This window comes from Streptomyces bathyalis (genome assembly GCF_015910445.1).
Lineage (GTDB): Bacteria > Actinomycetota > Actinomycetes > Streptomycetales > Streptomycetaceae > Streptomyces > Streptomyces bathyalis.
This window is the reverse complement of record NZ_CP048882.1, coordinates 1,955,848-1,980,439: the sequence shown is the minus strand read 5'-3', so window position 1 is coordinate 1,980,439 and position 24,592 is coordinate 1,955,848. Positions and strand designations below refer to the sequence as shown.

Genomic DNA, 24,592 nt, shown 5'->3' with positions numbered 1-24,592 from the left:
GCCGCCGGCGCCCGCACCTCAGGCCTTCCCGGAGTCTCCGGAACCCCCGGAACTCCGGGAAGCCTCGTCCCGCGCCTGGCGCACGTAGCTCATGTAGCGCTTCCAGTCCCAGTGCCGGCCCGGGTCGGTGTGGTCGGCGCCGGGGACCTCGTTGTGACCGACGATGTGCTCCCGGTCGACGGGTATGCGGTACCGCTCGCAGATGCGGGCCGCGAGCCTGGCGGAGGAGCGGTACATCTCCTCGGTGAAGTTCTGCGGGCGGTCCACGAAGCCCTCGTGCTCGATGCCTATGCTCCGCTCGTTGAAGCCGCGGTTCCCCGCGTGGTACGCGACGTCCAGCTCGCGCACCATCTGCACGGTCCGCCCGTCGCTCGCGCGCACGATGTAGTGCGCGGCCGACGCGTGCAGCGGATCGCGGAAGACCTTCACGGCGGTTCGGAAGTCGCTCTCGGTCACATGGATCACGACCCGGTCGATGACGTAGTCGTCGGGCCGGTCCGCGAAGCGGAGGTTCGCCTCCGAAGCCGCGATCCAGGTCACACCCGGCTGATCCACCTCGCCCTTCTTGCGCTGCTTGTCGACACCCGGCAGCCGCCACCACAGGCGTGAGGTCTTGTCCCAGGTCAGAGCAGCCGCGGTGGCAAGCACCACACCGCTGCCGCCGCCGATGAGCGCAGCGCGCCGAGAGATCGAAGCCATACCTCTGCAAACGCATGCGGCCACGGTCCCGGTTCCGCACCCGCACAGCGCTTGCCGCACCCGCACAGCGCTTGCCGCGGTCGTAACTCGCTTACCGTCCGGGGTGCCCTTCCGTCTACGCTGGACGGGTTATGACTGACGCTTCCAGCCACCGCCGGCCTCCCGCCGGGGGCGCCCCCCACCGGGCCGGCACCTCCGGCACCACCCCCCAGCCTCCGGCCGCGGGTGGCCCCAGGCTGCGTGTGCTCGCCGCCATGTCCGGCGGCGTCGACTCGGCCGTCGCCGCGGCCCGCGCCGTCGACGCGGGCCACGACGTCACCGGGGTGCATCTGGCCCTCTCCGCCAACCCGAAGTCGTTCCGCACGGGCGCCCGGGGCTGCTGCACGATCGAGGACTCCCGCGACGCGCGCCGCGCCGCCGACGTCATCGGCATCCCGTTCTACGTCTGGGACCTGGCCGAGCGCTTCCGCGAGGACGTCGTCGAGGACTTCGTCGCCGAGTACGAGGCGGGCCGCACCCCGAATCCCTGCCTGCGCTGCAACGAGAAGATCAAGTTCGCGGCGCTGCTGGACAAGGCGCTGGCACTGGGCTTCGACGCCGTGTGCACCGGGCACTACGCCACGATCGTCACCCGCGACGACGGCACCCGCGAGCTGCACCGCGCCAGCGACGCGGCCAAGGACCAGAGCTACGTGCTGGGCGTGCTGGACGCCCGTCAGCTAGCGCACGCCATGTTCCCCCTCGGCGACACCCTCACGAGCAAGGACGAGATCAGGGAAGAGGCGGAGCGGCGCGACCTCGCCGTCGCGAAGAAGCCGGACAGCCACGACATCTGCTTCATCGCGGACGGCGACACCCAGGGCTTCCTCGCGGGCCGTCTCGGCACGTCCGAGGGCGACATCGTCGACGAGGACGGTCACAAGCTCGGCACCCACGAGGGCGCGTACGGCTTCACCATCGGCCAGCGCAAGGGCCTGCGCATCGGTCACCCCGCATCCGACGGCAAGCCTCGCTACGTGCTGGACATCTCGCCGGTCGACAACACGGTCACCGTGGGCCCGGCCGCCTCGCTCGACGTGACGGGGCTGACGGCCGTGAAGCCCCGCTGGTGCGGCACGCCTCCGGCCGGGCCCGGCACGTACACGGCCCAACTGCGCGCGCACGGCGGCGAGTGCGAGGTCAGCGCCGAACCGGCGGAGGACGGAGCGGAGTTGAAGGTCCGCTTCACCGAACCGATGCGAGGAGTGGCCCCCGGCCAGGCGATCGTGCTCTACGACGGCACGCGCGTGATCGGTTCCGCGACGATCGCCTCGACGGAGCGCGCACGCCCTGCGGGCGCGGGCGTCAGCCAGTCCTGACAGCCGTCCGCGTCCAAGGGCCCGGACCGCAGCGCCGGGTACGTCCGTGGCCGGCGCACCCGGACACAGAGACGGGGAGCTCGCCCGCGAAAGGGAGCTCCCCGCTGCCGGTCCTTGCCCGGCCCGAGTCCGGCGGGCCTACGCCCCGTGGACCGTCCCGCTGAACACCTTTTCCAGCTTGTCGAACTCCTCGAGACAGCGGCCCGTGCCCACCGCGACGCAGCTGAGCGGCTCCTCGGCGACGAACACCGGCATGCCCGTCTCCTTCGCCAGGCGTTCGTCCAGGCCGTGCAGCAGCGCTCCGCCGCCGGTGAGGACGATGCCGCGTTCCATGATGTCGCCGTAGAGCTCCGGAGGGCATGCGTCGAAGGCGGCGCGCACCGCGTCGACGATCGCCGCGACGGGCTTCTCCGTCGCGTCCCGGATCTCCTCCTCGCTCAGCTCCACCGTCTTGGGCATGCCGGTCTCCTTGTCCCGGCCGCGCACCGGCGTCGGAACGCCGCTGCCCATCGACATCTTGACGTCCTCAGCGGTGCGTTCCCCCACCCCTATGGCGAAGTTCTGCTCGATGTACGACGCGATCGCCGCGTCCAGAGCGTCCCCGGCGACCCGGGCGGAGTGCGTGACGACCGTGCCGCCCAGGGAGATGATCGCGACCTCCGTGCTGCCGCCGCCGATGTCGACGACCATCGAACCGCGCGCCTCGTGCACCGGCAGTCCGGCGCCGATCGCGGCCGCCATCGGCTCCTCGATGAGATGCACGGAACGCGCTCCGGCACGCGCGGCCGTCTGCAATACGGCGCGGCGTTCGACGCCCGTCACACCGCTCGGCACGCAAACGACGACCCTCGGCCCTCTGCCGCGCCCCACCCTCGCCGCGCGGATGAAATGCCTGAGCATTCCCTCGGTGGCTTCGAAATCGGTGATGACGCCTCCCTTGAGGGGGCGCGTCGCGGTGATGGAGCCAGGGGTACGGCCCACTGCCTCTTTCGCTTCGGTGCCCACGGCGAGCACTTTTCCCGTCCGCGACTCGACCGCCACGACGGACGGTTCGTTGAGGATGATGCCGCGTCCGCGCGCGTACACAAGCGTGTTGGCCGTGCCAAGGTCTATGCCGATGTCACGCGTGCTGAACGAGGTGCTCTTCGCCATGTGTTCTCGCCGTGTTCGGTGCAGGGTGTGCCGAATTGTCTAGCTGGGCTTGCAGCATACCCAACTGTCCTGGTTTCGGGACAACTCGGCCTCCGGAAACCTGAGATCGCAAAGGCGCTGGTGGGAGCGCGGTTCCCGGTCGAACAAGGAGCCGATCGTTCGGTTCGGTGGCATAGGCCCGGGCGTGAGTGGATAGGTATGCGCTGGAGTCCGAGCGCGCGGTGCCCGTGACTGAAGCCTTGGCGTCCCGGGTCGGCCGCGCCGTAGGCCACCCTCTCAGCAATCGGAGGTACCCCATTACCGCGCGACCGACGCAGGAATTCGGAGAGAACCCCGTCGACGTCCGGGAAACCGGTCACTACACGGAGGAATACGTCCCAAGCTTCGTCGACAAGTGGGACTCTCTCATTGACTGGGAAAAGCGCTCACAAAGTGAGGGCAATTTCTTCATCGACCTGCTGCGCAAGCGAGGCGTGAAGAGTGTGCTCGATGTCGCCACGGGGACCGGGTTCCACTCCGTGCAACTCCTGGAAGCAGGGTTCGATGCAGTGAGTGCGGACGGCAGCGCAGACATGCTGTCGAAGGCGTTCAAGAACGGAATGGAGAACGGGAGTCACATACTCCGCGTCGTCCAGGCGGACTGGCGCTGGCTCAACAGGGACGTGCACGGGGAGTACGACGCCATCGTCTGCCTCGGCAACTCCTTCACGCACCTCTTCTCGGAGCGTGACCGCCGCAAGGCGCTGGCCGAGTTCTACGCGATGCTGAAGCACGACGGAGTGCTCGTCCTGGATCAGCGCAACTACGACGCGATGCTGGACCGTGGATTCTCCAGCAAGCACACGTACTACTACTGCGGCGAGGACGTCGCGGTCGAACCGGAGTACCTGGACGAGGGATTGTGCCGCATGCGGTACAACTTCTCCGACAACTCCGTCTACCACCTCAACATGTTCCCGCTGCGGAAGGACTACACCCGCCGGCTCATGTCGGAGGTGGGATTCCAGCACATAGAAACCTACGGCGACTTCCAGCACACTTACCGTGAGGAGCAGCCGGACTTCTTTGTGCATGTTGCGGAGAAGGAGTACCGCATGGACGAGGAAGGCGAGGGTGCATACTCAGCCGCCGTCAGCACCGCTCGTACGTACTACAACTCCTCCGACGCCGACGAGTTCTACGCCTCGGTGTGGGGCGGCGAGGACATCCACATCGGCCTCTACGAGAGCGATGACGAGCCCATCGCCCAGGCGAGCCGCCGTACGGTCCAGCGCATGGCGGAGAAGCTCGACCTGGACGAGTCGTCGGTAGTGCTCGACCTCGGTGCCGGCTACGGCGGTTCGGCGCGCTACGTGGCCGAGACGTACGGCAGCAGCGTCATCGCGCTCAACCTCAGCGAGGTCGAGAACGAGCGGAACCGTGAGCTGAACGCCCAGCGCGGTCTCACCGGCAAGATCGAGGTGGTGGACGGTTCCTTCGAGAACATCCCCTACCCCGACGACAGCGTGGACGTCGTCTGGTCGCAGGACGCCTTCCTGCACAGCGGCAACCGCACGCGGGTGCTGGAGGAGATCACGCGGGTGCTGAAGCCGGGCGGTCAGCTCGTCTTCACCGACCCGATGGCCGCGGACGGCACCTCGACGGCCGTACTGAAGCCGATCCTGGAGCGCATCCATCTGGACACGATGGGCTCGCCCGGCTTCTACCGGCGTGAGCTGGCGCGGCTCGGGTTCAGCCCTGCCAGCAGCGGCGGCTTCGAGGAGCACCGCGAGCAGCTCGTCAACCACTACGGGCGCGTGCTCAAGGAGACCGAGCGGCAGGAGGCCGAGGGCATCGACGGGCTTGCCGGCAAGGTGAGTTCGGAGTACCTGACGAACATGAAGAAGGGACTGGGGCACTGGGTCAACGGCGGCAGCGAGCGTCAACTCACCTGGGGAATCTTCCACTTCAGGCTTTGAGAAACGATTTTGCTGTCTGTTCCCGCCCTCCCACCGAGGGCGGGGCACGGTCCCCCTCGCATGCGCGCAGGGGGACCCCCTCCGGGGGGCGCGTCACGGCGTGCGCGGATCCGGGAAGTGGTGCTCACCGGTCCCCGGGATGCGCGGCCTCTCGCGCGTGGGGCCGGCCGCCAGCAGCCGGCTCAGGCCACGGCGGGTCGCGCCGACCACGACGCGGTCGCCGTCCTTGAGTACGTACCCCGGGTGCAGGCGCCACTCGAGCTCGCCGGCGCCGGTCGATGAGACCGTTGACAGGTCCTGCTGCCGCTCGTCCTCCGAGGCCGTGTCCAGGGCCACCACCCGCCAGGCCCCCGGCTGGAACGCCTGCTCGACCGTGCGGCCCTGCAGGAGTGGGTTGCCGCGCGCCTCGACGGCCGCGAAGACGAGCACCCGGCGGCCCACCGAGATAGCCCCCAGAACCTGCCGTCCCATCATCGCTCCGGCGAACGCGGGAGCCGCCAGCGCCGAGACGCTTCGGCTGCGGGTCTGAGCGCCGGGATAGGTGTCGCGGAGCGTGCGGTAGACCGTGGCGGCGAAGTCGTCGTCGAACAGCCGCATCACCACACGCAGTTGGGGCTTGATCTGCCTGGCGTTGAGCGATGCCTCGAGGTTGATGCCGTCGGAGCTGGTGAGGGCGAGCAGGGCGCGGCTGCGCTTGATCTTGGCTTCCTCCAGGACGCCGTCCTCCGTGACGTCGGCGATCAGCGTGGGCACCCGGCGCCTGCGCGCGAGGGCGATGCCCCGCGCCTCGTCGTTCTGCTCGATGCACACCACGGGGATGTTCAGCTCCAGCAGCCGCTCCAGCACGTGCTTGCCGACCTTGCCCAGGCCCACCAGCACCACGTGCCCGGACATCCCACGAGGCGGTGTCGGCAGGGCCGCCGCCTTGCGGAAGGACCCGTAGCTCTCCAGGACCACCGCCAGAAGCAGCGGCAGCAGCATCATCCCGGCCAGTCCGGCCAGCAGTTGGAGGACCTGCTCGCCCGGCGGCTCGTGCAGCTTGGGCTCGTTGATGGCGAAGAGGTCGAGGAGCGTCACATAGCCGGCGTGCAAGGGGGAGTCGCGGCTGATCCCCCAGTTCACCGCGGCGAGGATGAACACGACCACGGTCATGGCCAGCAGCGAGTACCGCAGACGTCTCGAGAACAGCTCCTTGAAGGCCAGCATCCGGGGCAGCCGCGGGGCGCGGACGGCGGCGGGGCGGCTGGCCCTGCGCGTGATCGCCTCCAGCACGACGGCCTCCCGGTCCGGCGGCAGGCCCCTCAGGTCCTCCTCGCCCGGGAGCAGTACGGGGCCCCGGCGGGGGCGGTCGCCGCTCGATGAGGGCGCTCCCTCGCCGTTCGCCGCGCTCGTCTCCGCGTGGTCGGCACCCTCGCTCACGCTGTCGTCGGATGAGTCCTCGTCGGAGGAGCCTTCGTCGTTCTCGTCGTCCTCCGGGGCGGGCATCAGCGCCAGCGTGCACAGAGGATTGCGGCGGTCGACGTTGCGCAGCGTGCGTTCCTTCGCGCGCAGCAGCAGCCCGTCCGCGTACAGCACCTTGTCGCTGCCGACGACGGCCGCGGCGACGATCGAGGGCGCGGCGGTGTCGGAGTCGGAGAGGACCGTCGTCGTGGCGTCCGACGGCGCGCCCTGCGCCGCACCGCCGCCCGACCGCCGGTTGCCGCTGAGCCGTGCGGCCCGGTCCAGCAGATCGGTCAGGTACTGGCCCAGGTTGCGGTTGAACATCCGGATGACGAGGCGCACGCGCGGGTTGATCCGGCGGGCCCGCAGGGCGATGTAGATGTTCAGCTGGTCGTCGCCGGAGGTGAGCGCGAGCGCGCTGGCCCGCTCGATGCCCGCCCGTATGAGCGCGTCGTCGTCGGGGACGCGCGCCTCGACCGTCTCGACCGACAGCCCCGGCCTCTCCGTGAGCCCCGCGATCTGCGGGCCGTGGCTCCCCCCGCGCAGCGAGGGCAGGACGACCGTCACGTGCTGCCTGTAGACCGTGGCCAGCTCCTTGGTGACCCGCAGAGCGAGAGCGTTGTCACCGCAGACCACCATGTGTCCGCGCAGGCCGCGACCTAGGCTGCTGTCCATGGTCTCCAAGGACAGTTCCCCCCTGAACATCTGCGTCTTCTGCTCCGCGGCCGAACTCGCCGACGTATACACGGAGTCGGCCCGCGAGTTCGCCGAGCTTATCGGCAGCCGCGGACATTCCCTGGTGTGGGGCGGATCGGATGTCGGGCTGATGAAGGTCGTCGCCGACGGAGTCCACAGTCACGGAGGGCGCCTCGTGGGCATCTCCGTGGAATTCCTGCAGGGCGCGGCACGTGCGGAGGCGGACGAGATGATCGTCACCGCGACGCTGGCCGAACGGAAGGCCCAACTGCTGGAGCGCGCCGACGCGTTCGTCATCATGGTCGGCGGCACCGGGACCCTGGACGAGGCCACGGAGATCCTGGAGCTGAAGAAGCACGGCCTCCACGCCAAACCCGTCGTGCTGCTGAACACGGCCGGCTTCTACGACGGGTTGCGGCAGCAGCTCGAACGCATGGAGGCCGAGGGCTTCCTCCCTCTGCCGCTCTCCGAGCTGGTCGCCTTCGCCGACGACGCTGCGAGCGCGCTGCGTCTGCTGGAGGCGTGAACGAGCCGTGGCGGCCACGCGGGAGCCGGACGAGGCCGGCCGTGTCCGACTCCGGCGCTTCGGCTCCTGGCGCCGTAGTCCCTGATGCCTACTTCCGGTTGTAGAGCCGCATCGTGAGCGTCCCGAACACCGCCATCAGCACGGCCGCGGCGATGAGCGTCCAGCCGATCTCCGCGCCGATCCACCTGCCCTCCATCAACCCCCGTACGGCGGCGACGAGATGGGTGACCGGGTTGACCTCGACGAACGCCTGCAGCCACCCCGGCATCGTCCTCGGCTCGACGAGGATGTTGCTGAGGAAGGTGAGCGGGAAGAGCACCATCATGCTGACGCCCATCACGGACTTCTCCGTGCGCAGCAGCAGCCCGAACATCGTCCACAGCCACGAGAAGGCGAACGAGAAGGCCACCAGCAGCGCGATCCCCGCCACGACCCCCGGCACGCCGCCCGCGGGGCGGAAGCCCATCACCAGCCCGACGGCCAGGATCACGATCGAGGCCGCCGTGTAGCGGAAGGCGTCGCCGAGCAGATAGCCGACCATCGGCGCGGGCCGCCAGATCGGCAGCGTGCGGAAACGGTCGAACACCCCTTTCTCGATGTCGGTGTTGACCGAGACACCCGTGTACATCGTGGTCATCACGACGCTCATCACCATGATCCCCGGCAGCAGGAACTGAAGGTACTCGCCCGTCGAGCCCGCCAGCGCACCGCCGAAGAGGTAGGTGAACATCAGCGTCATCATGATCGGGAACGCCGTGACGTCGAAGAGCTGCTCCGGCACGTGCTTGATCTTCAGCATCGCCCGCCAGCCGAAGGTCACGCACACGGACAGGGCACCCGGACGGGGCGGCCGGGGCCCGGCGACCAGAGCCGCGGGCAGCGAGGCGGCAGGCGCGCCGCCTGAACGGGGAGCGGGCGTACGGGGCCGGGCGGGTGCGGTGCTCATCGTCTCGTCTCCTCGGCTGCTGCCGCCGTGGCGTGCTCGGCGTCGTGTGCGGGGTGGTCGGTCAGGGCGAGGAAGACCTCGTCCAGGCTGGGCTGGCCCAGCGAGAAGTGGTCGACGGTGATTCCGGAACGGGTGAGCTGGGCCAGCGCCTGCGCGGCCTGTTCGGCGGCACCCGCCTCGGTGCCGTCCCCGGGTACGCGTGCCGTCAGGGCCACGGGATCGCTCTCCAGCTGCACCTGTGCGACCAGGGCACGCGAGAGCAGTTCGTGCGCCTCCGCGCGCTGCCCTGCGTCGCGCAGCCGCAGATGCACGGAACCGGCGCCGACGGACGACTTCAACTGGCCAGGTGTGCCCTCGGCGATGACCCTGCCGTGGTCGATCACCGCGATACGGTCCGCGAGTTGATCTGCCTCGTCCAGGTACTGCGTGGTCAGCAGCACCGTCGTGCCCATGGCGACGACGGCCCGCACGATGTCCCACACCTGGTTGCGGCTCCTCGGATCCAGGCCGGTGGTCGGTTCGTCGAGGAAGAGCAGATCGGGCGTGATCAGGATGCTCGCCGCGATGTCGATGCGCCGCCGCATGCCGCCCGAGTACTGCTTGACCTGGCGCCGCGCCGCGTCCGCGAGGCCGAAGGCGTCCAGGAGCCGGGCGGCGCGGGTGCGGGCGGCAGGCTTGGAGTGGCCGAGGAGGCGGGCCAGCAGCACGAGGTTCTCCGTGCCCGTCAGATCCTCGTCGACGGAGGCGTACTGGCCGGTGAGGCTGACCCTCGCCCGCACCGCGGCAGGCTCGCGCACCACGTCGTGACCGAACACCCGCGCCTGCCCGCCGTCCGGGCGCAGCAGCGTGGCCAGCACCTTCACGGCGGTCGTCTTGCCCGCGCCGTTGGGGCCCAGCACCCCGTAGACCGAACCGGCGGGGACGTGCAGGTCGATGCCGTCCACGGCCCGGTTGTCACCGAAGACCTTCACCAGGCCCGACGTCTCGACCGCGGGAACGTCCGCGTCTTTCGTGTCGGTCGGCATGGCTGCCCTCCTTCGTCCGCGCCATCCGGGACGCCCGCACGCTGGTGCCGCCCGGCTCACAGCGATCAGACCCGTACCGCGGCGGAAACTCATCGGTGTGCGGCCGGTTCATGGGCCGCCACGCCACTGGGGGACGATGGGGTCATGGCAACGCATCTGATCACCGGTGCCGGTTCGGGCATCGGCGCCGCCGTCACCCGGCGGCTTCTCGAGCGTGGTGACGAACTGTGGCTGCTCGCGCGGGACGCCGGCCGCGCCAGGGAGCTGAGGGAGCGGTTCGAGGGCGCCCGTACGGTCGTCGGCGACCTCGGCGAGCCCGGCCGGCTCTCATGGGCACTCGGCCAGCAGGGCCTGCCGGGCGAGCTGGACTCGCTCCAGCACGTCGCGGGCGTCGTCGAGCTGGGCGGCGTGGGCGAGCTGAGCACCAAGGTCTGGAACCACACCCTCGCGGCGAACCTCGTCGCACCGGCCGAGCTGACGCGCCTGCTGCTCCCGCAACTGCGCCTGGCGCGCGGGCACGTCCTCTTCGTCAACTCCGGTGCCGGTCTGCACGCAGGCGCGCAGTGGTCCGCGTACGGGGCGAGCAAGCACGGCCTGAAGGCACTGGCGGACGCGCTGCGCGCCGAGGAGGGCGGCAACGGGCTGCGCGTGACGACCGTCTATCCCGGACGCACGGCCACGCCCATGCAGGAGAAGGTGCACCGGCAGGAGGGCAAGGAGTACGACCCGGACCGCTGGATCAGCCCCGACGCCATCGCGACGGCGCTGATCACCGCGCTGGACATGCCGCGGGGCTCGGAGGTCACCGATCTGACCGTGCGGCCGGGCGCATGAGCCTCGGCACGAAGGTGTGGGGGGCCGCGGCAGCCACCGGCATCGGGTCGATGCCCGGCGAGGACCCGCGGGAGGCGGCCCGCACGGTCACGGGAACGCTGGAGGCGTTCCCCTTCCTCCCGGAACTGCCCGCACGCGGGCCCGGCGCCGACATGACCGGCCGCACCGTCGGACTGCTCGCGGAGCTGTACGCGCATGTCGAGCCGAGCGGCTGGCGGATCAGCGACAGGCCGGGCCGTGACACCCGGCGTGCGCGGTCCTGGTTGAGCGAAGACCTCGACGCGCTGGAGGAGTTCACGCAGGGGGACGCCGCGGGGCGGCGCGCGCTGAAGGTCTCCGCGGTAGGTCCGTGGACGCTCGCCGCGACCCTGGAGCGGCGCAACGGCGAGGCCGTTCTCGGTGACGCGGGCGCGTGCCGCGACGTGACGGCTTCCCTCGCCGAGGGGCTGCGGGCGCATCTCGCGGACGTGCGGCGCCGCGTGCCCGGAGCGCGTCCCGTGCTGCAACTGGACGAGCCGATGCTGACGGCGGTGCTGCTGGGGCGCGTCCCGACCGCGAGCGGATACCGCAGCCACGGCGCCGTCGACCGCGCCGTGGCGGAGGGCGCGCTGCGGGAGATCGTCGGAGCGTGCGAGGCCGACGGGGTACCCGTCGTCGTGCACTCGTGCGCGCCGCGGCCCCCCTTCGCGCTGCTGCGTCGCGCCGGCGTCACCGGAGTCTCCTTCGACGCGAGCCTGATCACCGAGGGTGAGGACGAGGCGATCGGCGAGGCCGTCGAGGGCGGCACGGTGCTCTTCGCCGGCGTCGTGCCGGGAGACGGGCCGCCTGAGGGTGGACTGTCGGACCCTGCCGGTAGCGTCAGTGGTGTCAGGTCGCTGTGGCGCAGGCTCGGGCTGTCCCCGGCCCTCCTCACGGAGTCGGTCGTGGTCACCCCGGCGTGCGGTATGGCGGGTGCCTCGCACGCGTACGCGCGGGCGGCGCTCGCGCACTGCGTCCGGGCCGCGAGATCCCTCGCTGACGACCCTGAGTGACGGGAGGACGAGACGGTGGCCGGCAGAGAGCAAGCCCCAGCGCCCGCGGATGTGCGGGAGCGGCATCAGCGTCTGGCTGAGCAGATCGAGGAGCACCGCTTCCGCTACTACGTGAAGGACGCGCCCGTCGTCAGCGACGCCGAGTTCGACCGGCTGCTGCGCGAGCTGGAGGCGGTGGAGGCGGACCACCCGGAGCTGGTCACGCCCGATTCGCCGACGCAGAAGGTCGCGGGCCAGTACGAGACGGAGTTCACCGAGGTCGCACACCGCGAGCGGATGCTGTCGCTGGACAACGCCTTCGACGACGCGGAGCTCGACGAATGGGCCGTGCGCGTCGGGCGTGAACTGGAGGGCGTGGAGCACCACTTCCTCTGCGAGCTGAAGATCGACGGCCTGGCCGTCAATCTGACGTACGAGCACGGCAGGCTCACCCGCGCGGCCACCCGCGGCGACGGGCGCACGGGTGAGGACATCACGCCCAACGTCCGCACGATCGCCGACATCCCCGAGCGGCTCAGCGGCGAGCGCATCCCGGCGCTGGTGGAGGTCCGCGGGGAGGTCTTCTTCCCGATGGAGCGCTTCGAGGAGCTCAACGCCCGTCTGGTGGAGGCGGGCGACAAGCCGTTCGCCAATCCGCGCAACGCGGCGGCCGGTTCGCTCCGCCAGAAGGACCCGAAGATCACGGCGACGCGTCCGCTGCGCATGGTCGTGCACGGCATCGGTGCCCGCGAGGGTTTCGACGTGAACAAGCTCAGCGGCGCCTACGACCTGCTGCGGGAGTGGGGCCTGCCCACCTCCGACCACACGAAGGTGGTGGAAGGGCTCGAGGGAGTTCGCGAGTTCATCGCCTACTACGGGGAACACCGCCATTCGGTGGCGCACGAGATCGACGGCGTCGTGGTGAAGCTCGACGAGGTGCGGCTCCAGGGCCGCCTGGGCTCCACCTCGCGCGCGCCGCGCTGGGCGATCGCGTGGAAGTACGCCCCGGAGGAGGTGAACACGAAGCTGGTCGACATCCGCGTCGGCGTCGGCCGCACCGGCCGCGTGACGCCGTTCGCCGTGGTGGAGCCGGTGACGGTCGCCGGCTCGGAGGTCGAGTTCGCCACCCTCCACAACCAGGAGGTCGTCCGGTCCAAGGGCGTCCTCATCGGGGACACGGTGGTGCTGCGCAAGGCCGGCGATGTGATCCCGGAGATCCTGGGGCCGGTCGTCGATCTGCGGGACGGCAGCGAGCGGGAGTTCGAGATGCCCGCGCACTGCCCCGACTGCGGTACGGCGCTGCGCCCGATGAAGGAGGGCGACATCGACCTGCGGTGCCCCAACGCCCGGTCCTGTCCAGCCCAGTTGAGGGAGCGCCTGTTCTATCTGGCGGGCCGCAAGTCCCTCGACATCGAGCACTTCGGCTATGTGGTGGCCACAGCGCTCACCCAGCCGCTGGAGCCGGCCGATCCGCCGCTGAAGGACGAGGGCGGCCTGTTCGACCTGAAGGTCGAGGATCTGCTGCCCATCAAGTCCTACGTGCTGGACACGGACAGCGGTCTGCCCAAGCGCGATCCGGAGACGGGCGAGAAGAAGGTCGTCACCCTCTTCGCCAACCAGAAGGGCGAGCCCCGCAAGAACACGCTGGCGATGCTGGAGAACATCCAGGCCGCCAAGGAGCGCCCGCTGACCCGCATCATCACCGGGCTCTCGATCCGTCACGTGGGGCCGGTGGCCGCCGAGGCGCTGGCCCGCGAGTTCCGTTCGCTGGAGCGGATCGCCGAGGCCGACGAGGAGGAGCTGGCGGCGACGGAGGGCGTGGGACCCACCATCGCGGCCTCGCTCAAGGCCTGGTTCGCGGAGGACTGGCACCGCGAGATCGTCGAACGGTGGCGTGCGGCGGGGGTGCGGATGGAGGAGGAGGGCTCGGGGGAGTCGGGTCCGCGGCCACTGGAAGGGATCACCGTCGTGGTCACCGGGACGCTCGCGACCCTCACACGGGACAGCGCGAAAGAGGCCCTCCAGGAACGGGGCGCAAAAGTGACCGGATCCGTATCGAAGAAGACCGGGTTCGTGGTCGTTGGAGAAAGCCCTGGGTCCAAATACGACAAGGCCGTCCAGTTGAAGGTGCCTATTTTGGACGATGACGGTCTCGCCGTTCTTCTGGAGCAAGGCCCGGACGCTGCGCGCGAAGTGGCCGAAAAGCATCCCGAATAGGGCACTGAGGGCTCGTCAAGTCGTCCCAGTTTTCCCACTGTTGCGTGCCAGTCACAGGTGTCCCATGCGTTTGCGCCCGGGTATGCACTGAGAAGCCGCACTGTTATCGGCTGTTGTGCGCGAAAGGGGCTGGATCAGCCGGGTCGCGCACAGCCAACCCGGGCCGATCGCTGCCCTGGAAGCGGTGTGCGGCCTACTGTTGATGTGTGTGCCTGAATTTGGGGAAGCAGGCACGGACGGCCGGCGGAGGGACGGGCATGCAGGAAATTCCTGGGGGCCACGGCCCCCCGTACTCCAGCCTGCCCGACGGCACGAGTGGCAGTACGGGGTCCACGGGCGGAGCGGAGGACGTGCCGTGGGTGCAACGCATCGCAGCGCTGCGGGTGCCCGGTCTGCCCGTACTCGTCGTCGTCGGGGCGGGCGCAGTTCTCGGCACAGGCATCTTCCGGGTCGTGACGGACGGCAGAGCGCTCTTCCCGGACGCGGTCACGGGATGGTCGCTGGCGGTCCTCACGGCCCTGATCGTCGGGCATCTCGTCGCGCTCGGCCGTGACCGCTGGTGGAGCGGCACCGGATCCGGCGCCGCGCTGACGCTGGCGATCCTGCTGCTGTACGGGTGGACGCCGGCCGTGCTGGTCAGCCTTGCCGTCGTGGTGCTGGTGGGCGCGGTGCGCCGGCACTGGCGTCAGGCGGTGGTGCAGGGCGCCGTCGACATCCTCGGCATCGGAGCCGCGGCGATGTCGCTGGCCGCCGTGGGCGTGCACCCCTCGGTGGCGCATCCCTGGAGGCCCGACGACTGGGGCTACTTCGCCCTGGCCGAGGTCGTCATGGCCGCATTCGCCTACCTCGTGGTCACTCGCCTCTTGCTGTGGTTCTCCTCGGCCCCGCGCAAGACCGGGCTGCCCACCGCGCTGCGCAGGGCGCTGATGCGCCAGGGCCTCGTCGCCGTCGCCCTGCTGGGCATATCGCCGCTGATAGCGGTGGTCGCCGCCTACAGGCCCGTGCTGCTGCCGCTGTTCGCGGTGCCGCTCATCGCGCTGGACTCCACGCTGTGGATCGCCCGCGTACGCGCGGAGGAGGCGCTGCGCGATCCGCTCACCGGGCTGCCCAACCGCCAGTGGCTGCTGGAGCGCACCTGGTCGGCCCTGGACGAGGCGGACCGCACGGAGGCCCGCTCCGCGCTCGTCCTCATCGACCTCGACCGTTTCCGCTCCGTCAACGACACACTGGGGCATCTCGCGGGCGACAGGCTGCTGTTGAAGATCGCCGAGCGACTGCGCGCGGAGCTTCCGCGCGGCGCGGAGGCGGCCCGGCTCGGCGGCGACGAGTTCGCCGTCCTGCTGCCGCTGGCCGACTCCACCACCAGCGCGATGCGCGCCGCCCGCACCCTCGTCTCCGCCCTGGGCTCGCCCCTGGACCTGGACGGGCTGACGCTCGTACTCGAGGCCAGCGCGGGAGTCGCGGTCTTCCCGGAGCACGCGCGCGAGGCCGAAGGACTCCTGCGCCGTGCGGACGTGGCGATGTACGAGGCCAAGCGCGACCGTACGGGCGTCGAGGTCTACGAGGCCACGCGCGACGGCAACACCCCCGACAGGCTGGGCCTGCTGGCCGACTTGCGACGGGCTCTCGACGCGGGCGAGGTCGAGCTGCACTACCAGCCGAAGGTCGGCTTCGACGGTGTCGTCTCCGGCCTGGAGGCGCTGGTGCGGTGGGTACATCCCGAACGGGGACGCGTCCCCCCGGACGAGTTCATCGCCATCGCCGAGACGTCGGGGCTGATGCCCCGGCTGACCGAGTACGTGCTGGAGACGGCGCTCGCGCAGGTCTCCCGATGGCGCTCCGACGGGCTGACGGTGCCCGTCGCCGTCAACGTCTCACCCCGAGACGTCCACGCACCCGGCTTCGCCGGCGCCGTCGCCGGACGTCTCGCCCGGCACGGAGTCCCTGCCGGCGCACTCCAGTTGGAGATCACCGAGCACGTCCTGCTGGAGGACCCGCAGCGCGCCGCCGACACCCTGGCGGCACTGGCCGGGCACGGCGTGAAGATGTCACTCGACGACTTCGGCACCGGCTACTCCTCGCTCGTACATCTGCGCAGGCTGCCGGTGAGCGAGCTGAAGATCGACCGCTCCTTCGTCGCGCGGCTCGCGGTCGACGCGGAGGACGCCGAGATCGTGCGCTGCACCGTCGATCTGGCGCACTCGCTGGGCCTGTTGGTCGTCGCCGAGGGCGTCGAGGACGACGAGACCTGGGAGCGGCTGCGGGACCTGGGGTGCGACGCGGTGCAGGGCTGGCTGGTGGCCGCGGCGATGCCGCCGGACGAGACGACGGCGTGGCTGCGGGCGCGGGAAGGGGTCCCGCACTCCCTGGAGAGCGCCCATCCGCGGCCGCAACTGGAGTGCGGCCCCTCGGCGTCGGCATCCGGCTCCACCCGCCCGCACACCGGCTCCACGGGGGGCGGCTCACGTCCCTCGGGCCCGCCCACCAAACCGACCCAGTCCCACGACGCGAACCGCCCCACGGGGTGGCAGCCGGTCCAGTAGAGCGCCCTGCTCCGGGGCGCGGTTTCTCCAGGGGCTCGCCTCCGGTGCGTGTGTTGTGCCCGGGGGTGCGCCTCCGGTGTGGTCGTGGTGCGGGGGCGTGCCGCTCCGGCGGCGGTCCCACGTCCCGCCCCCTCCCGCTTTCCAGCGGCTCTCCCGCCGTGGCCCCACAGCACACTCGCTGTCATTCCGATGAGGGGGCGACCTGCGGCGGGTCTCACGTCAACCACCCCTGGCCGTGCCCGTGTTGAGCTGCCTCCCGCAGAGGCGGGTGGGAGGACGTAGCGGCAGCCCGTCCCGTACGGGAGGGAAGGGTGCCCTCCAGGGCCACCGGAGGAAAGCCGCGAATGGACGGAAGGGGGCGGGACGCGCAGGGGGCCATGTCCGGACACTCAAGCGCTGTTTGCGGCCCGCAGGCCACGGGGGTTCGAAACCGTTCCAGGGGCGAGGGCCGTAAATCGTGCCGTCCGGACGGGCCCCGGAGCGGCACGCCCCCCGTCACCCACGACGCACCGTAGGCGCCCGCACCCCGCACCAACCGCAGCCGTCCCCCGAAACCGCCGAGGCGCCAGCCGGAGAGGCGCAGACCCCACCGCCGGCACAAGCCCCCTCGCGGGAGCCATAGGATTGGGGGCGGAAAATCCAACACTCACCCAGAGGACCGCTGCATGCCTGGCATCTCGCGCGAGGAGGTCGCCCACCTCGCCCGGCTGGCGCGCCTGGAGCTGAAGGACGAAGAGCTGGATCACTTCGCCGGTCAGCTCGACGACATCATCGGTGCGGTCGCCACCGTCTCCGATGTCGCCGACGAGGACGTACCGCCCACCTCTCACCCGCTGCCGCTCACCAATGTGATGCGCCCGGACGACGTGCGTCCGAGCCTGACCCCCGAGCAGGCACTCTCGGGGGCGCCCGCACAGGAGCAGCAGCGATTCAAGGTGCCGCAGATCCTGGGGGAGGACTGACCGATGGCCGATCTGACGAGACTGACCGCGGCGGAGACCGCGGAACTGATCGCGAGCGGCGGGGTCACCGCCGTCGAGGTCACCGAGGCGCATCTTGCGCGCATCGACGCGGTTGACGAGAAGGTGCACGCGTTCCTGTACGTCGACCGCGAGGGGGCGCTCGCCAAGGCCCGCGAGGTCGACGAGAAGCGTGCCCGCGGTGAGCGGCTCGGCCCGCTGGCCGGTGTCCCGGTCGCCGTGAAGGACCTCTTCACCACGGAGGGAGTGACCACGACCGTCGGTTCGAAGATCCTCGAGGGCTGGGTCCCGCAGTACGACGCGACCGTGGTGCGGAAGCTGAAGGAGGCGGACCTCGTCATCCTCGGCAAGACCAACATGGACGAGTTCGCCATGGGGTCCTCGACCGAGAACAGCGCGTACGGACCGACCGGCAACCCGTGGGACCTCACGCGCGTCCCCGGCGGCTCCGGCGGCGGCTCCTCCGCCGCGATCACCGCGTACGAGGCGCCGCTGGCGATCGGCACCGACACCGGCGGTTCCATCCGCCAGCCCGCCGCCGTCACCGGCACCGTAGGCGTGAAGCCGACCTACGGCGGGGTCTCCCGCTACGGCATGGTCGCCTTCTCCTCCTCCCTGGACCAGGGCGGACCCTGCGCCCGTACCGTGCTGGACGCGGCGCTGCTGCACTCCGTGATCGCCGGCCACGACGAGATGGACTCGACCTCGATCGACCAGCCCGTCCCGGACGTCGTCGCGGCCGCCCGCAACGGCGACGTGAAGGGTCTGCGCGTCGGCGTCGTCAAGGAGTTCCGCGGCGAGGGCTACCAGGCGGGCGTGCTCCAGCGCGTCGACGAGACCGTGGAGTTGCTGCGCGAACTGGGCGCCGAGGTCGTGGAGGTCTCCTGCCCGTCGTTCACCAAGGCGCTGGCTGCGTACTACCTGATCGCGCCGTCGGAGTGCTCCTCCAACCTGGCCCGATTCGACGCGATGCGCTACGGCCTGCGCGTGGGCGACGACGGCACGCGCTCCGCGGAGGAGGTCACCGCGCTCACCCGCGAGGCGGGCTTCGGCGACGAGGTCAAGCGCCGCGTCATGCTGGGCACGTACGCGCTCAGCTCCGGCTACTACGACGCCTACTACGGCTCGGCGCAGAAGGTCCGCACGCTCATCACCCGTGACTTCGAGCGCGCCTTCGGCGAGGTGGACGTGCTGGTCTCGCCCACGACACCGACCACGGCCTTCCCGATCGGCGAGCGCGCCGACGACCCGATGGCCATGTACCTGGCCGACCTGTGCACCATCCCGTCCAACCTGGCCGGGAACGCCGCCATGTCCGTACCGTGCGGACTGGCCCCGGAGGACGGCCTGCCGGTGGGGCTGCAGATCATCGCCCCGGCCATGGCCGATGACCGTCTCTATCGTGTCGGTGCGGCTCTGGAAGCCGCTCACCAGGCACGTTGGGGTCACCCGCTGCTTGAGGAGGCACCGTCGCTGTGAGTGGAAAGCTGCAGAAGGCCAAGGGCTTCAAGAAGTCCCGCACCGGGATGTACGTGTCCATCGCGGCATCGCTCTTCGGGGTGGTCGGCACTGTCAAGCGCGGCAGGGAGGCCCGGCGCGAGGGTGACACGCTCCAGCTGATCGACGTCGCCGTCTCGGCGGCGGGCATCGTCACCGGCGTGGCGCTGCTCGTGCGGGAGCTGCGACGGCTCGACATCGACGATGTCCTCTGGGACGACTGAGAGGCGAAAATCCGTGACCGTCACTGAACTGGTGTCGTACGAGGACGCGTTGGAAACCTACGACCCCGTCATGGGGCTGGAGGTCCACGTCGAGCTCGGCACCGCGACGAAGATGTTCTGCGGCTGCTCGACGAGCCTCGGTGCCGACGCCAACAGCCAGACCTGCCCGACCTGTCTGGGGCTTCCCGGCGCGCTTCCGGTCGTCAACGCCAAGGGCGTCGAGTCCGCCGTGCGCATCGGTCTCGCGCTGAACTGCGAGATCGCGGAGTGGTGCCGCTTCGCGCGGAAGAACTACTTCTACCCGGACATGCCGAAGAACTTCCAGACCTCCCAGTACGACGAGCCGATCGCCTTCAACGGCCACCTCGACGTACAGCTGGAGGACGGCGAGGTCTTCCGGGTCGACATCGAGCGCGCACACATGGAGGAGGACACCGGCAAGTCGACGCACATCGGCGGTGCCACGGGCCGCATCCACGGCGCCTCGCACTCGCTGCTCGACTACAACCGCGCCGGCATCCCGCTCATCGAGATCGTCACCAAGCCGATCGAGGGCGCGGGGGAGCGCGCGCCCGAGGTCGCGAAGGCGTACGTCGCCGAACTGCGGGAGCTCATCAAGGCGTTGGGCGTCTCCGACGCCCGCATGGAGATGGGCCAGATGCGCTGCGACGTCAACCTGTCGCTGCGTCCCAGGGGCGAGAGCACCTTCGGCACGCGCAGCGAGACGAAGAACGTCAACTCGCTGCGCAGCGTCGAGCGTGCGGCCCGCTTCGAGATCCAGCGGCACGCGGCGGTGCTGTCCGCGGGCGAGAAGATCGTCCAGGAGACCCGGCACTTCCACGAGGACGACGGCTCCACCACGTCCGGCCGCGTCAAGGAGGAGGCGGAGGACTACCGCTACTTCCCCGAGCCGGATCTGGTCCCGGTGGCTCCGCCGCGCGAGTGGGTCGAGGAGCTGCGGGCGGGACTGCCCGAACTGCCTCGCCTGCGCCGCAACAGGCTGCGGGAGGAGTGGGGCATCTCGCAGCACGAGATGCAGTCCGTGCTCAACGCGGGTGCCGTGGGCCTGATCGTGGCCACGGTCGACGCGGGCGCGCCCGCCGACCAGGCCCGCAAGTGGTGGATGGGCGAACTCGCCCGCCGCGCCAACGAGTCGGGCACCGAACTCGCGGACATGCCCTTCGGTCCGGAGGACGTCGCCAGGGTCTGCGCGCTCGTCGAGGAGGGCTCGCTCAACGACAAGCTGGCGCGCCAGACCATCGAGGGAGTGCTGGACGGCGAGGGCACGCCGGACGAGGTCGTGGAGAAGCGCGGGCTGAAGGTCGTCTCCGACGAGGGCGCGCTCGGCGCCGCCGTGGACGAGGCGATCGCGGGCAACGCCGACATCGCGGAGAAGATCCGCGGCGGCAAGGTGCAGGCGGCCGGTGCGCTCGTCGGCGCGGTCATGAAGGCCACGCGCGGGCAGGCGGACGCGGCACGCGTGCGGGAGCTGATCCTGGAGAAGCTCGGCGTCGAGGGCTGAGGCCGGGCTCCGCGTCCAGGAGCCGATTGCACAGGGGAGGGGCGGTCCGCCGGGGCCGCCCCTCCTTCGTGCGTTCGGTGGGTGCGGCCCTCCCCGGCACCCTCGGGCCCTGCCCGCCACCGTCGCTTTGCGCCGGCACACATTCCCCCATGGAACGCCGTACGGGACGACCTGCCGAAACGCCAGGGCGGCTCGGCATTTGTGGCCATGAACACAAAGGTGGCAAAGGATCTTCATAGGGTGTCAGGCTGCCAGGACGGAACATCACGACCGCATTACGATGTTCCCCCTCGGCCTAACGGCCTGGGGGGACCCCCACACCCGCTCCCGCCGGGTGCCGTACGGAACGACGGAACGGCCGGCCCGTGGGACCCGCACACGCCCCATGTCCCCCGGAAGAGGTCGACGCATGACGGCTATCGCTCGCTGGTGCCTGCGCCGCCGTCTGGCCGTGATCCTTCTCTGGTGCGCCGTTCTGCTGGGCGTGGGCACCTCCGCCGTCCTCACCGGTTCGGCCTTCTCCAACAAGTACGACGTGCCGGGCACCGAGTCCGGGAAGGCCAACACTCTGATCAGCCAGAGCTTCCCCGGCCGGGAGGGCGACAGCGACACGATCGTCTGGCACACGGGCAAGGGCACGGACGCCTCCACCGACAGGGTCCGGGACACCCAGGTCGAGAAGACCATGGACCGGACCCTCGACGATGTCGCGGCCCTGCCGGGGGTGGGCGCGGTCCAGAGCCCCTACGGCGGCGGCTCGGGCGATCGCGGCGAGCACCAGGACCGCATCAGCCGGGACGGCCGCACCGCCTACGCCACGGTGACGTTCGACGCTCCCGTCGAGAAGCTCGACAAGAAGGACGTGCAGCGCGTCGTCGACACCGCGCAGCGGGCGGGCGAGGACGTCCCCGGCATGGACGTCGAGGCCGGCGGTCCCGGCATCGCGCTGACCGAGAAGCAGGAAGGCCACATGAGCGAGGCCGTCGGCATCGCCGTCGCGGCCGTCGTGCTGCTGGTCGCCTTCGGCTCGCTGGCGGCGATGCTGCTGCCCCTGGTGACGGCGCTCGTCAGTGTGGGCACGGCGATCCTCGGCATCGGGCTGCTGAGCCATGTGATGACGGTGGCCGATTTCGCGCCGATGCTCGGCACCCTCATCGGGCTCGGCGTGGGCATCGACTACGCCCTCTTCATCGTCACCAGGCACCGCCGCGGCCTCAAGGAGGGCATGCCCGTCGCGGAGGCGGCGGAGCGTGCCGTGGCGTCGGCGGGGCGGGCCGTTGTGTTCGCTGGTGTGACGGTGTGCATAGCCCTCCTGGGCATGCTCGTACTGCAGCTGAGCTTCCTGAACGGTGTCGCCGTCGCTGCCTCGCTGACGGTGGTACTGGCGGTGCTCTCCTCGGTGACGCTGGTGCCCGCCCTGCTGGGGGTGATCGGCAAGCGGGCACTGAGCAGGCGTGAGCGGCGCAGGCTCGCCGAACACGGACCGGACGAACCCGCCGACCTCCACACGGACGACGAGCCCGGGACCGGCAAGACCGGCGGCCGTGCCCGCGCCTGCACGGCAGCGCGCTGGTCGGCCTTCGTCGCACGCCATCCCCGGCTGCTCGGCGGGCTCGCCACGTTGCTGATGGTGGTGCTGGCGATTCCGGTGAGCGGGCTCCAGCTGGGCACGTCCGACCAGGGCAGCAACCCGCGTACGACGACGACCAGGCAGGCCTACGACCTGATGGCCGACGGATTCGGGCCGGGCACGAACGGGCCGCTCACGCTGGTCGGCGAGATCGACGACGCCGCCGCGAAGCTCGACTTCGAGGAGCTGCCCGGCAAGCTGCGCGACGTCCAAGGCGTCGCCCATGTCTCGGGCGGCGAGCTCAACGGCAGCGGAAACACAGGGGTGATCACTGTCGTTCCCGAGGGCGCCCCGCAGGACGAAAGCACCTCACAGCTCGTGGAGGACCTGCGCGAGGACGTGCTGCCGGATGCGACCCACTCCAGCTCCCTGGACGTGAAGGTCGGCGGGGTGACGGCGGCGCACGACGACTTCGCCTCCGTGATCCTCGGCAAGCTGCCGCTCTTCGTCGGCGTCGTGGTCTCGCTCGGCTGCGCGCTGCTCCTGCTCGCCTTCCGCAGCATCGGGATCCCGCTCAAGGCCGCCCTGATGAACGTGATGGCGGTGGCCGCGTCCTCCGGGGTCGTCGTCGCCGTGTTCCAGTGGGGCTGGGGCAGCGGTCTGATGGGGCTGGGCGGATCCGGTCCGATCGAACCGTTCCTGCCGGTGATCATGGTGTCGGTGCTCTTCGGGCTGTCGATGGACTACCAGGTCTTCCTCGTCAGCCGCATGTACGAGGAGTGGCGTCTGACCGGCGACAACCGCAGATCGGTACGCGTGGGGCTCGCCGAGACGGGGCGGGTGATCAACTCCGCTGCCGTCATCATGATCGCGGTCTTCGGCGCGTTCGTACTCAGCGGCGACAGGATCATCGCGATGTTCGGCATCGGTCTCGCATCCGCCGTGGCGCTGGACGCGTTCGTGCTGCGTACGTTGCTGGTCCCGGCCCTGATGCACATGCTGGGCGGCGCCAACTGGTGGCTGCCCCGCTGGATGGACCGGTTGCTCCCGCGCGTCAGCATCGAGCCGGAACCCGTGCCGGAACCCGTGCCCGAAGCGGTGCCGGAACCGGTCGCCGCGGCGGCCGGAGGGGTGGTCCCGGCGCCCCGCGACGAACTCTCATCTGACTCTCAGAAAGGGCCCCTACGGTGACGCCCCATGGCTACCGAGACCAAGACCGAGAAGACCGCCGCCAAGCAGGCGGAGACCGATAACGACAAGAAGACCGCGGGCAAGGCCGAAGAGACCGCCGTCAGCGAGGACACCCGCGCTGAGGTGCTCCAGGACGACGGCTCCGCCGACGAGGTCCACGTGGAAGAGACCGTCCTGGTGAACGAGGCCCCCCGCGGCGGCCTGGGCGCCGGAGCGGGCGCCGTCGTGAGCGCCGCGTTCGGCCTGGCGTCCATCACTGGTACCTCTCTCAGCGAAATGCTGCGCGATCGCAAACAGCTCATCGGGCAGATCGAGAGCAGTGCCCAGGGCCAGCAGGGCGGCGGCGGAGCCGACCAGATCACCGCGCTGTACGGCGCGCCCTGGCATGCCACCGCTCTCCTCAACGGGATCTTCGCGGTGATCGCCGTGCTCGTGGGCGGTGTGCTGCTCGGGCTCGTCGCCAAGCGTGCCGAGACGGCCTCCTGGGTCAAGGCGGTCGCGCTGGGCGGGGTCATCCTCGGCGTGATCGGCCTCGTCGTGGCCGGGGGCATGTACCTGGACCTGTTCGCGCCTGCTCCCGAGATGCCGGCCGCGCCGCCCACACCGCCCGCACAGTGACGGCAGTTCACAACTGAAGGAACCACCGGCCGAGCCGCCCGCGCGCGGGGTCCAAGACCCCGACGGGCGGCTCGGACGTGTCAGGAACCGGATCGTCCAGGGACGCGCGAGGCCGCCCGGTCGAAGCCGGAGAAGGGGATCGGACGCCGCCCGCCCACCCGTCTGAGGACCCGCGACGGGCGGCTCAGCCGTGCCGTGAGGTGCCTAAGACCCCTGGGCGGTGGGACTAAGGCCCCGGAGGCCGACAAGACCGGTCAGGTGCCCGATGTGGGGGCCCCACCTGGGAGACGACTGTGGAGACAGCGAAAAGCAGTCCGTCCACAGACACCAGGAGAGTCAGTGATGCACTACTACGGCCACGAGGCAGGGCTCCTGCGCATCGCCGAAATGCGTCAGAAGGCAGCGGCCGAGCGCCGCGCCCTCGAGAACGCCGGAGGCGGGCACCAGCACCGGGAGGAGGTCGCGCGCCACTCGAAGCGTGCGCGCCGCTTCTGGCTCAGGTCCGCGTGAACCAGCTACCGGCGCCCCTGCCCCTCGTCGTGAAGGAGCGGGCGCCGGGCGAGAAACCGGCTGCCGCAATGTCGGT

At 70.4% G+C, this 24,592-nt stretch carries 19 protein-coding genes; 14 read left to right on the top strand and 5 right to left on the bottom strand.

The window, feature by feature from the left end:
- Window positions 1–18 precede the first annotated feature (18 nt).
- The gene (locus G4Z16_RS08480) at window positions 19–699 is read right to left on the bottom strand and encodes an N-acetylmuramoyl-L-alanine amidase (protein WP_197350207.1); all 681 of its coding nucleotides are present in this window, start codon (window positions 697–699) and stop codon (window positions 19–21) included.
- A 131-nt stretch (window positions 700–830) separates the two neighbouring features.
- Between G4Z16_RS08480 and mnmA the strand changes: the two genes are divergently transcribed.
- Window positions 831–2,057, top strand: coding sequence for a tRNA 2-thiouridine(34) synthase MnmA (gene mnmA / locus G4Z16_RS08475; protein ID WP_197350205.1), 1,227 nt, complete (start codon window positions 831–833; stop codon window positions 2,055–2,057).
- A 138-nt stretch (window positions 2,058–2,195) separates the two neighbouring features.
- Here the strand turns inward: mnmA and G4Z16_RS08470 are convergent, their stop codons facing one another.
- Window positions 2,196–3,209, bottom strand: a complete 1,014-nt coding sequence (locus G4Z16_RS08470; RefSeq protein ID WP_028435305.1) for a rod shape-determining protein — start codon at window positions 3,207–3,209, stop codon at window positions 2,196–2,198.
- Between the two features lie 221 nt (window positions 3,210–3,430).
- On the opposite strand from G4Z16_RS08470, the gene G4Z16_RS08465 reads away from it, so the two are divergent.
- Window positions 3,431–5,167: a glycine/sarcosine N-methyltransferase gene (locus tag G4Z16_RS08465; protein ID WP_484600477.1), complete on the top strand. Its 1,737-nt coding sequence runs from the start codon at window positions 3,431–3,433 to the stop codon at window positions 5,165–5,167.
- 93 nt (window positions 5,168–5,260) lie between these two features.
- Here G4Z16_RS08465 and G4Z16_RS08460 read toward each other — a convergent pair whose 3' ends face one another.
- On the bottom strand, window positions 5,261–7,282 hold the full coding sequence (locus G4Z16_RS08460) for an NAD-binding protein (protein ID WP_246530741.1): 2,022 nt from the start codon (window positions 7,280–7,282) through the stop codon (window positions 5,261–5,263).
- Between the two features lie 22 nt (window positions 7,283–7,304).
- Between G4Z16_RS08460 and G4Z16_RS08455 the strand changes: the two genes are divergently transcribed.
- Window positions 7,305–7,829 carry an LOG family protein gene (locus tag G4Z16_RS08455; RefSeq protein ID WP_197354253.1) on the top strand — a complete coding sequence of 175 codons (525 nt, stop codon included), beginning with the start codon at window positions 7,305–7,307 and terminating at the stop codon, window positions 7,827–7,829.
- A gap of 88 nt (window positions 7,830–7,917) precedes the next feature.
- On the opposite strand, the gene G4Z16_RS08450 is transcribed toward G4Z16_RS08455, so the two are convergent.
- Together G4Z16_RS08450 and G4Z16_RS08445 are read right to left on the bottom strand one after the other, a co-directional pair.
- Entirely contained in the window at window positions 7,918–8,775 is an 858-nt protein-coding gene (locus G4Z16_RS08450) for an ABC transporter permease (RefSeq protein ID WP_197350203.1), read from the bottom strand.
- Window positions 8,772–9,800: an ATP-binding cassette domain-containing protein gene (locus G4Z16_RS08445; protein ID WP_197350201.1), complete on the bottom strand. Its 1,029-nt coding sequence runs from the start codon at window positions 9,798–9,800 to the stop codon at window positions 8,772–8,774. Before G4Z16_RS08445 ends, G4Z16_RS08450 begins: the two co-directional genes overlap by 4 nt.
- A 144-nt stretch (window positions 9,801–9,944) precedes the next feature.
- Here G4Z16_RS08445 and G4Z16_RS08440 point away from each other — a divergent pair, with 144 nt between their 5' ends.
- The 11 genes from G4Z16_RS08440 (at window position 9,945) to G4Z16_RS08390 (ending at window position 24,516) form a co-directional block, all read left to right on the top strand.
- A complete protein-coding gene (locus tag G4Z16_RS08440) occupies window positions 9,945–10,634 on the top strand; it encodes an SDR family oxidoreductase (protein ID WP_197350200.1) in 690 nt (229 codons plus the stop codon).
- A complete protein-coding gene (locus G4Z16_RS08435) occupies window positions 10,631–11,665 on the top strand; it encodes a methionine synthase (RefSeq protein WP_197350199.1) in 1,035 nt (344 codons plus the stop codon). The genes G4Z16_RS08440 and G4Z16_RS08435 overlap by 4 nt, the downstream gene beginning before the upstream one ends.
- 15 nt (window positions 11,666–11,680) lie before the next feature.
- Entirely contained in the window at window positions 11,681–13,861 is a 2,181-nt protein-coding gene (gene ligA / locus G4Z16_RS08430; RefSeq protein ID WP_197350198.1) for an NAD-dependent DNA ligase LigA, read from the top strand.
- Between the two features lie 257 nt (window positions 13,862–14,118).
- Complete coding sequence (locus tag G4Z16_RS08425) at window positions 14,119–16,404, top strand: putative bifunctional diguanylate cyclase/phosphodiesterase (protein ID WP_197350197.1); 2,286 nt, start codon at window positions 14,119–14,121, stop codon at window positions 16,402–16,404.
- A 665-nt stretch (window positions 16,405–17,069) separates the two neighbouring features.
- Entirely contained in the window at window positions 17,070–17,366 is a 297-nt protein-coding gene (gatC, locus tag G4Z16_RS08420; protein WP_028435315.1) for an Asp-tRNA(Asn)/Glu-tRNA(Gln) amidotransferase subunit GatC, read from the top strand.
- A gap of 3 nt (window positions 17,367–17,369) precedes the next feature.
- Entirely contained in the window at window positions 17,370–18,863 is a 1,494-nt protein-coding gene (gene gatA, locus G4Z16_RS08415; protein WP_197350196.1) for an Asp-tRNA(Asn)/Glu-tRNA(Gln) amidotransferase subunit GatA, read from the top strand.
- The gene (locus tag G4Z16_RS08410; protein WP_197350195.1) at window positions 18,860–19,105 is read left to right on the top strand and encodes a hypothetical protein; all 246 of its coding nucleotides are present in this window, start codon (window positions 18,860–18,862) and stop codon (window positions 19,103–19,105) included. The genes gatA and G4Z16_RS08410 overlap by 4 nt, the downstream gene beginning before the upstream one ends.
- 13 nt (window positions 19,106–19,118) lie before the next feature.
- Complete coding sequence (gene gatB, locus G4Z16_RS08405) at window positions 19,119–20,627, top strand: Asp-tRNA(Asn)/Glu-tRNA(Gln) amidotransferase subunit GatB (RefSeq protein ID WP_197350194.1); 1,509 nt, start codon at window positions 19,119–19,121, stop codon at window positions 20,625–20,627.
- 409 nt (window positions 20,628–21,036) lie between these two features.
- Window positions 21,037–23,388: an MMPL family transporter gene (locus G4Z16_RS08400; protein WP_197350193.1), complete on the top strand. Its 2,352-nt coding sequence runs from the start codon at window positions 21,037–21,039 to the stop codon at window positions 23,386–23,388.
- 6 nt (window positions 23,389–23,394) lie between these two features.
- Window positions 23,395–24,006 (top strand): GHMP family kinase ATP-binding protein, encoded by a 612-nt coding sequence (locus G4Z16_RS08395; RefSeq protein WP_197350192.1) that lies wholly within the window; start codon window positions 23,395–23,397, stop codon window positions 24,004–24,006.
- Between the two features lie 342 nt (window positions 24,007–24,348).
- A complete protein-coding gene (locus G4Z16_RS08390; protein ID WP_197350191.1) occupies window positions 24,349–24,516 on the top strand; it encodes a hypothetical protein in 168 nt (55 codons plus the stop codon).
- Window positions 24,517–24,592: the final 76 nt, after the last annotated feature.